Raw genomic sequence first — 15,072 nt, 5'->3', positions numbered from 1 at the left:
ACGATATGGAGAGGAGCGATATGCAATGCCCAGGATCGATATCGCATCGGTGCCCGTGGAAGCCGGATGCGACTATCCCGAAGTTTTTCGCGCGATCTGCCTGGGATCGACGTGGCGGCGGCTGGGCGACGCTGTCGGGCTGGCCGATTTCGGCGTCAATCTCGTCCGCCTGCCGCCGGGCACATGGTCCAGCCAGCGCCACTGGCACAGCCATGAGGACGAATTCGTGATGGTGCTGGAGGGAGAGGTGGTCGCGGTCGAGGAGGATGGCGATCACCGCCTTGTCGCTGGCGATTGCATCGGCTGGAAGGCTGGGGTGCGCAACGGCCATTGCCTGCAGAACCGGGGAGAGCGCGATGCCATCTATCTCGAACTCGGTTCGCGCCGGCCGGGCGTGGATGCGTGCGACTATCCCGATATCGACATGGTCGCCCGGCCGGGGGAGCCGGGCTATCGTCACCGCGACGGGACGCCCTATCGCGGCTGAGCGGAGCCCGTTGTTTGCGCGGGCGCGAGCGACCGGACGCCGTTTTCGGGCACGGGCATACCGGTGGTCCAGACGATCGCGTTGAGCAGAATGCGGCGGAGGTCGGGTTCGTCGAATGCGCTCAGATAATGGGCGCCGGTGAACAGGAAGGCGCGGCCGCCGCCGTCGCGCTCATAGGCCCAGGCGACGGTTCGCGTTTCGGGCTCGATCGTGACGGTCTTGCCCGACTGGAACTGGATGCCGAGCGGGCCGCTGAGCACCGGCACCGAGCGGCCATGGCCGGTGTCGAAGCGCAGCGTGGGATAGAATTCGTCCTTGTAGCGGAAGGGGCGCACGCCTTGCGTGGTTGGATGGCGGGCGGGGGTGAACTCGGCCAGCTCGTCGGTGCGGTTGAGCATGCCATAGCGTGCGGCGCCGAGCCAGGCGGGCAAGGGAATGGCGCGGTCATCGGGCGAAAGCGTGGAGGACTGGTGAAGCGTGACAAGGCCAACGCCCTTCTGCATCAGCCGGCCGAATTGTTCGCGCCGCGCCGGATCGTTGAGGGGATGGCGCGCCAGCCCGTCGAAATACCAGATGATGGTCGCGGCGCGCTCCAGCACTGCCGGGTCGTCCGGCCAACCCTCGGGATAGGCGTCGACGGTGACGCCGCCAAGGTCGGGCGAGGTTTCGATCAGCGCCTTCAGCACGCGGATGCCGTCGGGATGGGCATGTTCACCCGGCGCGTGGCTTTCCCGCCCGCCTATCAGCACGACGTGTTTCTTGGGCGGTGCCTTGGCGATGGCGGTGTGGGCGCCCGTGGCGAGCGATGCGCAGAGCAGGGCTTTAAGGATGCTGGAGAAACGCATCATGGCAAGCGCTCCGTTGGGTGGATGGCCGGGAGGATAAGCGAGATTGCGGTGGTGTCTACAGCAGGGGCAGGCGATTGGCGGAGAGCTCGGGTTACCCTGTCGCTCCAGCGCAGGCTGGGGTCTGCGACAGGATAAGGCGCGATCTGGTTGGTAGACCCCAGCCTGCGCTGGGGTGACGCGTGTGGGATGGATAATTATTACAGTCAGTTATGATGTCGTCTAAACCCGCCGCTCCTTGATCGTGCTCATCACGAAATTGGTCTCGATCGATGCGACACATTTCAGCCGGGCGACCTTTTCCTTGATGAAGCGCTCATAGCTGTCGAGGCCGCTGCTCATCACCTTCAGCACATAATCGGGCGTGCCGGCGACGAGATGGCATTCGATCACTTCGTCCCAGCCGCGCACCGCATCCTCGAACATGTCGATCTCGTCCTCATGCTGGCGGCTCAGCCGGATGACGAGGATCGCGCTCATCGTCCAGCCTTCCACCGCGGGATCGACGCGGGCGGTATAGCCGCGGATGACGCCGGCTTCCTCCATGCGGCGGACGCGGCGCAGGCAGGGCGAGGGGGACAGACCGACGCGCTCGGCGAGATCGGCATTGCTGATCCGCGCATCGGCGATCAGCGCCTTGAGGATTCGGCGATCGATCGGATCAGCAATTTTCTGCTGCATATTCGGCCTAATGTTGATGGACGTTGCTCAATCCATGCGCATGATTGGCCGAATTGGCAAGCACCTGTGCCAGGATCGTCGATAAATTGCGCGCATCGTCCACTAGCCACTCCAGGAGAGAGTATGACCGCGCCGCACCCTTACGAGACGCATATCGGCGATCATCCGCTGCATCCCGAAACCCAGATGCTCAATTACGGCTATGATCCCCAATTGTCCGAAGGTGCGGTGAAGCCGCCGGTGTTCCTCACCTCCACCTTCGTGTTCCGTTCGGCGGAGGAGGGTCGCGATTTCTTCGACTATGCGTCGGGCCGCAAGGAACCGCCGGCGGGGCGCCAGTCGGGCCTGGTCTATTCGCGCTTCAACCATCCCAATAGCGAGATCGTCGAGGATCGGCTGGCGGTCTATGAGCGGACCGAGGCATGCGCGCTGTTCTCTTCCGGCATGTCGGCGATCGCCACGACGCTGCTGGCATTCGTGCGCCCTGGCGACGTCATCCTCCATTCGCAGCCGCTTTACGGCGGTACCGAAACATTGATCGCCAAGACGCTGGCGGAGATGGATATTTCGGGCGTCGGATTCTCGGACGGGCTCGACGAGGCGGCGGTCCAGGCCGCTGCCGATGCCGCCTGCGCCAAGGGGCGGGTGTCGGCGATCCTGATCGAGACGCCGGCCAATCCCACCAACAGCCTGGTCGACCTGGCGATGATGGCGCGGATCGCGGACCGGATCGGCGAAGTCCAGGGCCATCGTCCGGTGCTGGCGTGCGACAATACCTTGCTCGGCCCCGTCCATCAGCGCCCGATCGAGCATGGCGCGGATGTCTCGCTTTATTCGCTGACCAAATATGTCGGTGGCCATTCTGATCTGATCGCGGGCGCCGCGCTGGGGTCGGCGGCTCTGGTCAAGCGCATCAAGCAGTTGCGCAGCTCGATCGGCACCCAGCTCGATCCGCATAGCTGCTGGATGCTCGGTCGTTCGCTCGAGACGCTCGGAATCCGCATGGAGCGCGCGGCGGTGAACGCGCGCGCTGTGGCGGAATATCTGGCCAGCCATGCGAAGGTGGCCGCGATCCACTATCTGCCGTTCGCGGCGCCCGACACGCCCACCGGCCGCGCCTTCGCCGCGCAATGCACCGGAGCGGGATCGACCTTCGCCTTCGATATCCTCGGCGGCCAGGCGGCGGCGTTCCGTTTTCTCAATGCACTCAGGATCATGAAGCTGGCGGTCAGCCTGGGCGGCACGGAATCACTCGCGAGCCATCCGGCGACGATGACGCACTCGGGGGTGCCGGTGGAGGTTCGCGAGCGGATCGGCGTGCTTGAATCCACCATCCGGTTGTCGATCGGCATCGAGCATCCGGACGACCTGGTGGCGGATCTGGAGCAGGCGCTAGCGGCGGCCTGATGTGGGCCGGGGAGGGGGCTTTCACACCTCCTCCTTCCTGTCGCTCCAGCGAAGGCTGGAGCGACGGTGTTTGCCCTTCCACATCCAGCACGTCACCCCAGCATAGGCTGGTGGGGCCTTTCACAGGATCAAGCCCGATCTGGTTGGCAGACCCCAGCCTGCGTTGGGGTGACGGGTGGGATGGAGATCGAGCGCGTCTACGCCAGCGCCAGCGGCATCGCGAGCAGGAGCGCCGGCAGCCAGGCCTGCAGTGCCTTGTCGGGCCAGCGCGACATCGCGAGGACCAGGGCTATACCGCTCAGGCTGAGCAGGCCGATCCAGGCGACGCTGCCCTGAAAGGGGCCGAAGCGGAGGAACGCCGCGATGCATGAGGCGGCAATCAGCGCCCAGCCCATGGCCCGCGCGGAGCGCTGCGAGGCGCGTGGGCCGTGCGGCACGGTCTTGCGGTGGCGCTGGCTGGCACGCGCCAAGCTGGCAAGGCCGGCATAGCCCAGACAGGCGATCTCAAATGGCATCTGCCACCTCACGTGGTGTGGTGGAGGCCGGCGCACGGCGCGTTCGCCGTATCACGACCGGCTTGCGCGCCGCCTGCCATGCGGCGAAGCCAAGCAGAGCGGCGCTCGCCAGCATCACGATGTCGAACGCCAGGAACAGCCCGTCGCCGGCCATGATCGAATGCATCAGTCCGCGATCGGTGGTGAGCGCGTTGACCACCGGTACCGCCGCGCACATCGCCCCTGCGATCGTCAGCGTCTCGATCCACGCGCGCCGCACCGGGCGGATGAGCGAGACCGCGGCGAGCCCGAACCACACCCAGAACATCGCCGCGACCTCCATGTCCTGTCGGCCAGGCAGTGTCGTGGGGATCAGCCGGTTGGCGAGCAGGAACGCCGCCATACCCGCGGGCAGGCAGGCGATCGAGCCGATGTTGAGCCGCTGCACCAGGCGGTAGCCGAAAAAGGGCAGGGCGCCCGGCTTGCCGCGTTTGGCGGTCCACAGCATCAGTCCGGTGCCGACCATCGCGGTGCCGGTGAGCCCCAGCAGGAAATAGGCCCAGCGGAGGACCGGGCTCGCGAAATGGCCGAGATGCAGGCCCAGCATCACGCCGGCAGTCTCGATCGCGGGGCCGGGCGGGGCGGAGGCGGAGAGGCGCTCCCCGGTGACGCCCGAATAGATGATCGACTGGCCGCGCGCATTGAGGGTGTCCGCGCCGTCGCGCGCGACGGTGATCCTGGCTGCCGCGTCATTGGGATTGAGCACGGTGATCCGCGACGGCTGGCCGCCATGCCATTCGCGGGTCGCTGCACGAACCAAGGACGCGATGTCGGTCAGCGGAGCGGGCCGACTCGAAGCCGTGGTCTCCTCGTCGCGGCCATAGGCCTCGGCGGTGAAGGAGGAGGGTTCGGCATAATTGGCGGCGATCGGCCAGGGCATGTACATCAGCATCAGCGTGATCAGCCCGGTATAGGTGATCATCGCGTGGAAGGGCAGCACGAGCACCGCTGAGACATTGTGCGCGTCGAGCCAGCTTCGCTGCCCCTTGCGCCAGCGCAGGGTGAAGAAATCGGCGAAGATGCGCTTGTGCGTGATCACGCCGGAGACGATCGCGGTCAGCATGAAGATCGCGCACAGCCCGGCCAGCCAGCGGCCCCAGGGGTGCGGAATCTGGAGCTGGAAATGGAAGCGGTAGAAATGTTCGCCGCCGCGCGTCTCGCGGGCGACCAGTGTCGCGCCCGTTGCCGGATCCAGCCGGATCTCGGGCGTGCGTGGTGGCTTGGGCGCCTTGGGATCGGGATTTTCGCGGGCGCGCGTGAAGATCCGCGTGCCCGTGGTCCGCGCGTCGGGCAGGTAGATCGTCCATTGCTCGTCATGCGGATGCATCGCCTGCATATGGATGATCGCGGTCTTGGCGGCGTGCTCGGGCGATGCGGGCTGGAGCGCGATCTCCGGCTGCATCCAGCGCGTGATCTCGGGCCGGAAATAGCTGGCGGTGCCCGTCAGGAACATCGCGAACAGGATCCATCCTGCAAGCAGCCCCAGCCAGGTGTGAATCCACGCCATCGACTGGCGCAGGCCGGTTTCCTTGCCCGCTTTGCCGCTCATGGCCGCACGCCCAGCAGCATGGCGCCGCCTGTCGAAAGTGCTGCCAGCCCCCAGACGAGCCCGGCGACACGCGCCAGGCGTGGCTCGTGGAAACACCACAGGCCGATCACGGCATAGAAGAGGAAGGACAGGATCAACGCCCAGCCCGTCGCTTCGACGCGTGCGACCGGCAGCAGCCGCGCGAGCAGCGCGGCAAGCCCTGATGCCGCGGCATAGCTGCCGACCAGCGCCGTGATCGCGCGCGCGGCCATGGCCCAGCCCGCGCCGGTGCGCGGCGATTGTGCCTGCCCTTTCGATGTCCCCGCGCTTCTCACGCCTTTTCCCGCCCCGTTCGGTTTCGACTCTTGCGTCGCAACATCATGCTCTTTAGCAGCAACTGCGAATCGTTATCAACATGGAGTGTCATCGTGATCGTCAATTCGAACCGGGGGCGGCGAATTGTCCATTCGGGCCGCGCGCTGATTGCCGCTTTGGCATTGTTTTCGCCGATCGCGGCTCATGCGCAGCAGGCGCCCGACGACAGCGCCGACGAGACGTCGCGTCCAGACACGATCATCGTCACCGGCTTGCGCGAGAAGCAGACCGGCGCGGGCACCAAGACCGACACACCACTGATGGAGACGCCGCAGACGATCACGATCATCGACAGTGAGGAACTGACGCGCCGCAACGTCCAGTCGATCAACCAGGCGCTGGGCTATGTCGCGGGCGTCTCGCCCAACCAGCGCGGCGGCATGGTGACGCGGTACGACCAGTTGATCCTGCGCGGCTTCGCGCCTGGCGTCTTCCTGGACGGCATGCGCCTGCTCGCCGGACCCTATTCGATGCCGCAGATCGATTTCAACCGGATCGACCATATCGACGTGGTCAAGGGGCCGGCATCGGTGCTCTACGGCAATTCCACGCCGGGCGGCCTCGTGAACCTGACGAGCAAGATGCCGGAGGCGACGGCGTCGGGCCGGTTCGAATTGCAGGCGGGCAATTACGACAGTTTCCGCGCGGCGGGCGACATCAACCTGCCGCTCGATGCCGAAGGGCGGATCCTGTCGCGGATCGTTGCGGGCTGGCAGAAGAGCGACGGTCTGACCCAGGGCACTTTCGCGGAGCGCTGGCATGTCAGCCCGATGCTGACCTTCGCGCCCGATCCGGCGACCAGCCTGACGATCATCGCAACCTATCAGCGTTCGCCCAGCGGCGGCGGCTATTCGGGCGTGCCCGCCTATGGATCGGTGTTGCCCAATCCGGGCGGCGAATTGCCGCGCAACATCAACACCGGTGATCCGGGCTATGAGCGTTACGACCACCGCGCCAAATCGATCGCCGCGCTGTTCCGCCATGAATTCAACGAGCATCTGGCATTCCGGTCCAGCGCGCGGTTCCAGAACAACAAGCTCAGCTATCGCCAGCTTTATGTCGGCGGCTTCGCGACGACGGGCACGGGCGCCGCGCGCAACAGCGACTTCACGACGATCATCCGCGGCGGTGGCGGCGCCGACGAGGATTTCGACACGCTGACGCTCGACAATAATCTGAACGCCAAGTTCGAGACGGGCGGAATCCGCCATAATCTGCTGGTTGGCGTCGATTACCAGCATATCGCGGGCGAGAATGTCCAGCAGTTCAACACCGGCGTTTCCGCCAATCCGTTGACCAGCATCCCCAATCTAAAGCTGTTCGCGCCGGTCTATGGCGGGGTGCTGCCGAGCTTCGACCTGACCCAGCTCTCCTCCGCCTATGTGAACACCTTCGGCAAGCGCGACCAGACCGGCATCTATATCCAGGATCAGATGGAGATCGGTCGCCTCCAGCTCATCGCCAGCGGCCGCTACGACTGGTACGATCAGATCACGCTCAACAAGCGCAACAGCGCGGTGACGACCTTGTCGCAGACCGCCTTCACCATGCGGCTGGGCGCGCTTTACGAATTCCCCTTCGGCGTCTCGCCCTATGTCAGCTATTCGGAATCGTTCGAACCGCAGGCGGGCACGACCTATCTGGGCGAACCCTTCGATCCGGTGACGGGCCGCCAATATGAAGCGGGCATCAAATACCAGCCCGCCGGCACCAATGCGCTGTTCACCCTGTCGGTCTACGACCTGCGCCGCCAGAACGTGCCGGTCGGCGATCCGCGCGCGGGCACCGGCGGCATTCCGGCCAATGCCCAGATCCAGATCGGCGAGGTCCGCGTGCGCGGCGCTGAACTGGAAGGGCGGGGCGAAGTGGTGCCCGGCTTCGATGTGGTGGCCGCGCTCAGCTATACCGACGCGATCATCACCCAGGGCACGCCCGCCGTGGCGCCGACCGCTACCAACAGCGGCACGCCGACCACCACCGGCACCCGCCAGCTCGGCACGCCGAAATGGATCGCGTCAACCTTCCTGTCCTATGATTTCGGCAAGTCGGGCAATGTCTCGGGCGGGCTCGCCGGCCTCACGCTTGGCGGTGGCGCGCGCTATGTCGGCGGATCGGACGGCACGACCAGCTATGCGGTGATCAACAACGTCACCACGTTCCAGCGCTTCACCACCAAGAGCTTCCTGCTGGTCGACGCGCTGATCGGTTACGATCTCGGTCGCCTCTCATCGGCGATGGAGGGCGTCACCCTGGCGGTCAATGCCGCCAACCTGCTCGACAAGAAGCATGTGACGGCCTGTCCGTTCAACAATAGCTGCTATTACGGTGCGGCGCGGACGGTGATGGCATCGGTGCGCTACGCCTGGTGACGTTGAGCCCCGGATCAAGGGCTGAAGACGAGGATCAGGAAGGTCGCGAACAGTGAGAGATGGACCGCACCTTCGAGCATGGAGGTGCGCGCGCCTGAAAAGGTGACGCCGTTGAGCACAAGCGTCATCGCCAGGAGCACCATGTTCGCGGCGGACAGGCCGAGGATGACGGGTTGCCCGCTGAGCAGGCCGATCAGCAGCACGGCCGGCACCGTCAGCCCCAGCGTGGAGGTGGCGGCGCCCAGGCAGAGGTTGATCGCGCGGGTCAACTGGTTCGCCGCGATCGCGCGTAGTGCCGATATCCCCTCTGGCGTGAACACGATCATGGCGATGATGATGCCGCCCAGCGCGGTCGGCGCGGCCAATGCCTCGATCCCCGCATCGAGCAGCTTCGCCAGGCTTTTGGAGAGGATGACGATCGGCAGGATGTTCGCGATCAGCAGCAGCACGTGCCGGCCTGGCGAACCGGAATGCTCGACATGCGGAAGCGCGCTTGCATCCTGCCATTCCTCTCCGACGCCTTCGGGCTGGAAGAAGCCGCGATGCCGCCCGGTCTGGAGCCAGAGGAAGAGGCCGTAGAGCGCGATGGTGAGGAGCGAGAACAGGCCCGACTGGAGAGGGGACAATGTGCCGCCCGCACTGGATGTCGTGAAATTGGGCAGGACCAGCGCGATGACGGCGAGCGGGATTGTGACTGCCAGATAGGCGCTGGCGCCTTGCAGGTTAAAGCTTTGCTGATGATGGCGCAGCCCGCCCACCAGCAGCCCCAGGCCGACGACGCCGTTGAGCACGATCATCAGCACCGCGAACATCGTGTCGCGCCCCAGTGTCGGCACGGCATTGGGGCTGAGCATCACCGCCGAGATCAGTGCGACTTCGATGATCACGATCGACAGCGTCAGCACCAGCGTGCCGAATGGCTCGCCCAGTATTTCTGCCAGTTCCTCCGCTTCATGGACGACGCCGAAGGCCGACCAGAAGATGATGCCGAGCAGCCAGATGAAGAGCAGGCCGGCAAGGATGGGGGACATGGCGGCCGGAACGATCGCGGGGGCGGCGATCACCGCACCGACTGTCAGCCAAGCAAGCGGCAGGCGAAGAGTAGAGAGATGCATCGGCAAGGCGTTACCATCTGGGGGCCCTGGTGTCGCGAATACCTGTGTAACATTTCGTAACGCGGCCTTCCATGCCGGGTTAAAGCGCGTGCGTGGCGCCGGCGGGCATCGCGCGCAGCGTTGCGGCCCACAGGAGCAGCGTCGCCAGCGCGATGCCGGCGCCCAGCGTGCATACCCCGCTCCAGCCGGCATGCGCGTAGACGAATGTCGAGGACGATGACCCGAGCGCGCTGCCGATCGCGTAGAAGAGCATATAGCCCGCAGTCAGCCGGCTTTGCGCGTCCGGACGGGTGCGATAGATCATCGCCTGGTTGGTGACATGCACGGCCTGAAGCCCGAAATCGATGATCACGACCCCGATAACGAGCCATAGGATCGAGCGTGGCAGCATGGCGATCGCTCCCCAGGCCAGAACCATCAGCAGCAGCGCCATGCCGGTCACGCGCTGCGCGTGACCGCGATCCGCCCATTGCCCCGCCCGGCCGGCGGCGAGCGCGCCCGCCACACCGGCCAGGCCGAACAGGCCGATCGCGCCGTGCGACAGCGAAAAGGGCGGGGCGCTGAGCGGCAGCACCAGCGGCGTCAGCAGCGTGGTGATATCGGCGAAGATCAGCATCGCGATCAGGCCGCGGATGAGCAGCACGCGTTCGGTTGCGATCAGTGCGAACAGGGATGCGATCAGTTTCGCATAGGGCATCGACGATGCTGGCTTCGGCAGCCGTGGCAATTCCCTGTGAAGCAGCGCGACGATCAGAAGCGTCGACAGAGCGGATGCCATATAGACGGAGCGCCATCCCCAGATATCGGTGAGCATCCCCGCGATGGTCCGTGCGAGCAGAATGCCGATCACGATGCCGCTGGTGACAGCCCCGACGACCTGACCGCGCGCGGTGGGTGATGCGAGGCTTGCCGCAAATGCGACGAACGCCTGGGTGGCGACCGCCAACAGGCCCATCGTCGCCATCGCCGCAAGCAACATCGCCGGGCTGGCTGCGGACGCGATCGCGATCAGCGCGAGCACCGACAGCAGCGACTGGGCGATCACCAGCCGGCGGCGGTCGATAAGGTCGCCAATGGGAACGAGCAGGATCAGCCCCAGGCCGTAACCCAATTGCGTGACCGCCACGATCAGCCCGGCATGAGCGGGCGACAGGCCGATATCGGCGGCCATGACGTCGAGAAGCGGATGCGCGAAATAGGCGTTGGCGACCGCAAGTCCGCTGGCGACCGCGAATAGCAAGGTCAGCCCCGGAGAAAGGCCGGTTACCCGGCTGGAGGGAGGCGGCGCGATGTTTCGCACGCACGCGTTCGCATCGGCGGCGACGCACGCCGCGCCGTCCTGGATTGGCATGATCAGCCTCGAATCGGTTTAATTATGAAACCATTTGATCGATAGCAGAATGGTTTTATCATGCAACCATGATTGCATTCAGGAAGGAATGGCATGGTCAGGCGGAAGAGCTTCAAGGGCGATTATTGCCCCAGCGCGCGATCGCTCGACGCCATCGGTGACTGGTGGTCCCTGCTGATCGTGCGCGATGCGTTCGACGGGCTCGCGCGCTTCGGCGAATTCCAGAAGAGCCTTGGAATTGCCCGGAACATCCTGTCCGATCGGCTGCGGACCCTGATCGAACGCGGCATATTGGAGGCGATCCCCGCGCCAGATGGCGGTGCGCATCAGGAATATCGGCTGACCGGCATGGGCCGCGACCTCTTCCCGGTCATGGTGGCGTTGCGGCAATGGGGCGAGCGCCACCTGTTCGCGGCTGGCGAAGCGCATTCCAGGCTGGTCGAACGCGATACCGGCCAGCCCGTCCGGCTCGACGTGCGGACCGAGGATGGGCGCCCGATCGACGCCGACAATGCGATCATCTGGAAAGTGCCCGTCGAAGACGGGGAATGAGGCGGGGAGCGTGGGAGCGATACGGCCCTGTCCCGATCATTCCTCCTTGGCGGGTTGTTCGCGCGCCGCGAACCAGCCGGTGTCGAACGCCACGCACAGCTTCCACATCTGTTCGCGCTTCTCCTTGTCATACCCCATCGCGCCGAGCGCTTCGCGCGAGATGGGCCGATTGCCCTCTGCATGATCGAGGCGAAATTTCCGGCAAATTTCTAGATCAGCGAAGAATAGCCGCAATGTGGCGAGTTCGGCACCGGTGTCCGCATTCTCGCTGACGACGGGAACGGGTTGGCTTTCTACCGGCGGGGCGGGGTGCTGCGCGGCGAGCGCAAGCAGGAACGACAGCATCGGTGATCTCCGGGGTCGGGTTTCGGCACGAGGATGTCGGGATGCCGCCTGCCGATCAAGCGCGGATAAAGAAACGGCCCCGTTCCGTGCGGAACGGAGCCGTAAGGCAATCCGCGGCGCGTTTGGCGAAACGCGCCGCGATAGTCGTATCAGCGGAGCTGTACGCGGAAGCCGACGCGGAAGCTGCGGCCGAGCAGATCCGAGAACGTGCTGTTCGCGGCAAGGCCGGTTTCAGGAAGCAGCAACGCACTCTTGTTGAACAGGTTCGTCACGTTGATGAAGAACTGGCCTTCGCCCTTGTCCCACATGTTCACCTTCTGCGCGATGTTGAGATCGACGTAGAACGTACCCTTCACATGATTGTCGTCATAGGTGGGGAACTGCGTGGTCGAAAGCGGGCAGCCGGTCTGACATTCGATGCCGTTGGCGGCATATTTGCCCGAGCTGACGCCGCGACCGACGACGGTTGCCGAGAAGCTTTCGTCGTCATAGCTGGCGCTGGCGCGGAAGATCCACTTGGGCGTGCTGTACTGACCGCCATTCACGCCCACCGTGTTGAGCGGCACGACGCCGGCGACGCCCGTATCGGTGATGTTGTCGATATAGCGGGTCGCCACGCCGCGCAGCGTGAACATGCCCTTGGCATTGTCGAACAACTGATCGAGCGGCAGACGGTACGAGGCATCGAAATCGATGCCGCGCACCAGCTTGCTCGCGAAGTTGAACGGTTGGCTGCGGAACAGCTTGTAGGGCTGGCCGGGTGCCGAGCGCGCCGGATCGTCGGTGATGGCATCGCAGAAGGCCTGGATGCCTTCATAGCAGCGATTGATGATTTCCTGCGCGGACAGGGTATCGATCGCGTCCTTCAGGTCGATACGGAAATAATCGGCCGAGAAGGCGAAACCGGGGATGAAGCGCGGCGTGACCACCGCACCGATATTCCACGAATCCGCCTTTTCGGGCTTCAGCGCCGTGTTTCCGGTCACCGTCGCCGAATAACCGAAGGTCGCCGGCCCCTTGGACGGATCGGCCGGGTTATAGGCCGGGTTGCGAACCGAGTCGCTGTTCGCGGCACCCGCCTGATACAATTCGTTCAGGTTGGGCGCACGAATGTCGCGCGACCGGGTGATGCGGACGCGGATGTCCTCGATCGGCTGCCAGGTCGCGCCCAGCTTCCAAGTGGTGACATAGCCTGCGGTCGAATAATCGGTCGCGCGCACCGCGCCGTTGAATTCGAGACCGAGGCCCAGCGGCACCACGGTTTCGAGATAGGCTTCCTTCACGCTGTAGTCGCCGTTGGTGGGCAGATAGTTGCCCACCGACCAGCGGTTCGTGGTGGTGCCGTTGGCGTTGATGATCGGCTGGAATTCGGCGGGCACGAAGCCGCTGATCTTCTCCTTGCGCCATTCGGCGCCGGTCGAGATGCTGACATCGCCGGCCCAGGTGGCGAACGGCGTCAGCGTCAGGTTGCCACCCGCGACATATTGTTCCGCCACTTCGTCGCGATACGGGCTGCCGAGCACATAGTTGATCGCCGCGGGATCGGCGACGCCGATGCCCAGCCGGTTGAGCGGCCGGCAATTGGCATCGTTGTTGGTCGCATCGGCATCGACGTTGATCGCGCACTGGATCGATCCCACGGCATAGCCGCCGGGATTGCCCGCCTGCGCGAACACCGCCGCCGTGGCCTGGTTCATGCGGTTGACATGCATGATGTTGCGAAGCTGCTCGCGCATCTTGGCGCGGCCGTACTGGCCGTAGATATCCCAGGTTGCGGTCTTGCCGAATGCCTCGAACTTGCCTTCGGCGCCGATCAGGTAACGCTGGACCTCGCGCCGGTTGTCGACCGCGCGGAAGGGCAGGTCGGCGGCGGTGGTCGCCAGGGTCACTGTGTTGATGCCAGCCAGCTGCGCGGCGCCCAGCGTGTTGATCAGGAAGGCGTTGTTGGCCTGCAGCGTGATGCCCGTCGACAGGTTCGGGCCCGCGTTGAAGAAGACCTTCTGCTTGTTGTACGAGGCCTCGGCGAACAACTCGATATTGTCGGTGACCTCGTAGCTCAGGCGCCCGAAGAGGCCGTAGCGGTCATCTTCGGGATCGAGGCCGATGCGGCGGCCGGAATCATTGACCCGCCAGGATCCGCCTTGAGTCAGCGTCGGCGCGGCGCTGCCGGTGGGCGACGGGAAGGTCAGTCCGCCATAGACGAACTGGTTGATCGATCCGCCATCGCCGAAATAGATGCCGCGCAGCCGGTTCGCGACGCCGCCGCTGGAACCCGTGATCAGGCCGCCGGGCGTCGAGTTCGCGGCACCCACCTGGCGCCGGATCAGGAATTGCGGCGTGGTGCTGCTCGCCGTCCAGTTCGGATCCTGGATGCGGACATAGCCGGTATGGTTCCAGGGGCGATCGACCTCGAAAATGCCGTCGCGATGCGCGACTTCTCCGCTCAGCAGGATATGGCCGCGCCCGTCCGCGAACGACATGCCGCCCGCTGCGCTGAACGAATAGTTGAAGCCATCGCCATAGGTGGTGATGCCGCTGTCGGCCGAAACCTTCAGCCCGGTATATTTATTGTCGAGGATGAAGTTGGCGACGCCGGCGACGGCGTCCGAACCATAGGCGGCCGAAGCGCCGCCCGTCACGATCTCGACGCTCTTGATCAGCGCCTGGGGGATGGTGTTGACGTCGACCAGGCCGGTGATCGTCGAGCCGACCGAACGGCGGCCGTTGAGCAGCACGAGCGTGCGCGTCTCGCCCAGGTTGCGCAGGTTGAGCGCATTGATGCCCGCCTGACCGCTCGACAGGTTGAGACGCGAGTTGGACGGGCGGGTGGAGCCCGCGAGGGCCGGCAACTGGTTGACGATATCGGCGATGTTGTTCGACGGAGACTGGTTCTGCAATTCTTCCTGCGAAACCACGGTCACCGGCGTCGGCGCTTCGAAACCGTCGCGGCGGATGCGCGAACCGGTGACGATGATGTCGTCGCGCGCGGCTTCGGCCTGCGGCTCCTCGGTCTGCGCCTGGGCGGCGACGGGCATCAGCCCGGCCAGCGCGATCGCGGCCAGGCTGGCCTGCGCTGCGAGGCGGCGGACCTGACGGCCGGCATGGTGCGTGGTAAACTGCATGGTAATCCCCCTTGATACTGACACGATGCGCCCGGCCATTTGCCGGAGTCGCAATGGGTGCGCTGCCGCTTCTTGATTTGCATTTCTTTGCAATTTCTTACGGGCGGCAGCCCGATGATCTCTCTCCTCTGTCCGCCGCGCCGTTTCGGCGGGACGGGCCGTCGGATTTCTCCCTTATGTCGGCGTGGCATCTGTCCCGCCCCGATGGTCCGGCCCCGGGCAGGTCAAGTCAAGCCGAAGGGGTTTCTTTGCGTTACATCATCCATAACCCGGGGGTATGGACTACGCCGAAACCGATGCAAAAAGGCAACATAATTGCGCAAAACGCTATTTGGAGGATG

General features: G+C 64.9%; 13 protein-coding genes. 4 read left to right on the top strand and 9 right to left on the bottom strand.

Annotated features, from left to right (window positions below; all coding sequences use genetic code 11):
• The first annotated feature begins 25 nt into the window (after nt 1-25).
• Complete coding sequence (locus ACODTA_RS07135; RefSeq protein WP_489065165.1) at nt 26-487, top strand: cupin domain-containing protein; 462 nt, start codon at nt 26-28, stop codon at nt 485-487.
• On the opposite strand, the gene ACODTA_RS07130 is transcribed toward ACODTA_RS07135, so the two are convergent.
• Both ACODTA_RS07130 and ACODTA_RS07125 read right to left on the bottom strand, forming a co-directional pair.
• On the bottom strand, nt 475-1,335 hold the full coding sequence (locus tag ACODTA_RS07130) for a ThuA domain-containing protein (protein WP_489065163.1): 861 nt from the start codon (nt 1,333-1,335) through the stop codon (nt 475-477). The two genes, ACODTA_RS07135 and ACODTA_RS07130, sit on opposite strands and share 13 nt — an antisense overlap.
• A gap of 219 nt (nt 1,336-1,554) precedes the next feature.
• Nucleotides 1,555-2,013, bottom strand: coding sequence for an Lrp/AsnC family transcriptional regulator (locus ACODTA_RS07125; protein ID WP_489065161.1), 459 nt, complete (start codon nt 2,011-2,013; stop codon nt 1,555-1,557).
• Nucleotides 2,014-2,136: 123 nt separating this feature from the next.
• On the opposite strand from ACODTA_RS07125, the gene ACODTA_RS07120 reads away from it, so the two are divergent.
• Nucleotides 2,137-3,420 carry a cystathionine gamma-synthase family protein gene (locus ACODTA_RS07120; RefSeq protein WP_489065159.1) on the top strand — a complete coding sequence of 428 codons (1,284 nt, stop codon included), beginning with the start codon at nt 2,137-2,139 and terminating at the stop codon, nt 3,418-3,420.
• A 197-nt stretch (nt 3,421-3,617) separates the two neighbouring features.
• Here ACODTA_RS07120 and ACODTA_RS07115 read toward each other — a convergent pair whose 3' ends face one another.
• The 3 genes from ACODTA_RS07115 to ACODTA_RS07105 are packed head-to-tail and all read right to left on the bottom strand — an operon-like array spanning nt 3,618 to nt 5,837.
• Complete coding sequence (locus ACODTA_RS07115) at nt 3,618-3,935, bottom strand: DUF3325 domain-containing protein (protein ID WP_489065157.1); 318 nt, start codon at nt 3,933-3,935, stop codon at nt 3,618-3,620.
• Nucleotides 3,925-5,523, bottom strand: a complete 1,599-nt coding sequence (locus tag ACODTA_RS07110) for a PepSY-associated TM helix domain-containing protein (protein ID WP_489065155.1) — start codon at nt 5,521-5,523, stop codon at nt 3,925-3,927. Before ACODTA_RS07110 ends, ACODTA_RS07115 begins: the two co-directional genes overlap by 11 nt.
• Nucleotides 5,520-5,837, bottom strand: a complete 318-nt coding sequence (locus tag ACODTA_RS07105; protein ID WP_489065153.1) for a hypothetical protein — start codon at nt 5,835-5,837, stop codon at nt 5,520-5,522. Before ACODTA_RS07105 ends, ACODTA_RS07110 begins: the two co-directional genes overlap by 4 nt.
• 93 nt (nt 5,838-5,930) lie before the next feature.
• Between ACODTA_RS07105 and ACODTA_RS07100 the strand changes: the two genes are divergently transcribed.
• Nucleotides 5,931-8,246, top strand: coding sequence for a TonB-dependent siderophore receptor (locus ACODTA_RS07100; protein ID WP_489065151.1), 2,316 nt, complete (start codon nt 5,931-5,933; stop codon nt 8,244-8,246).
• A gap of 14 nt (nt 8,247-8,260) precedes the next feature.
• Here the strand turns inward: ACODTA_RS07100 and ACODTA_RS07095 are convergent, their stop codons facing one another.
• On the bottom strand, nt 8,261-9,361 hold the full coding sequence (locus tag ACODTA_RS07095) for a calcium:cation antiporter (protein WP_489065149.1): 1,101 nt from the start codon (nt 9,359-9,361) through the stop codon (nt 8,261-8,263).
• A 79-nt stretch (nt 9,362-9,440) separates the two neighbouring features.
• Nucleotides 9,441-10,712, bottom strand: a complete 1,272-nt coding sequence (locus ACODTA_RS07090) for an MFS transporter (RefSeq protein WP_489065148.1) — start codon at nt 10,710-10,712, stop codon at nt 9,441-9,443.
• A gap of 93 nt (nt 10,713-10,805) precedes the next feature.
• Here ACODTA_RS07090 and ACODTA_RS07085 point away from each other — a divergent pair, with 93 nt between their 5' ends.
• Entirely contained in the window at nt 10,806-11,264 is a 459-nt protein-coding gene (locus ACODTA_RS07085) for a winged helix-turn-helix transcriptional regulator (RefSeq protein WP_489065146.1), read from the top strand.
• Between the two features lie 36 nt (nt 11,265-11,300).
• On the opposite strand, the gene ACODTA_RS07080 is transcribed toward ACODTA_RS07085, so the two are convergent.
• Complete coding sequence (locus ACODTA_RS07080) at nt 11,301-11,609, bottom strand: hypothetical protein (protein WP_489065144.1); 309 nt, start codon at nt 11,607-11,609, stop codon at nt 11,301-11,303.
• Nucleotides 11,610-11,758: 149 nt separating this feature from the next.
• The gene (locus tag ACODTA_RS07075) at nt 11,759-14,731 is read right to left on the bottom strand and encodes a TonB-dependent receptor plug domain-containing protein (protein ID WP_489065142.1); all 2,973 of its coding nucleotides are present in this window, start codon (nt 14,729-14,731) and stop codon (nt 11,759-11,761) included.
• Nucleotides 14,732-15,072: the final 341 nt, after the last annotated feature.

This window comes from Sphingomonas sp. FG14 (assembly GCF_057809675.1).
This window is presented reverse-complemented; position numbering and strand designations above follow the sequence as displayed.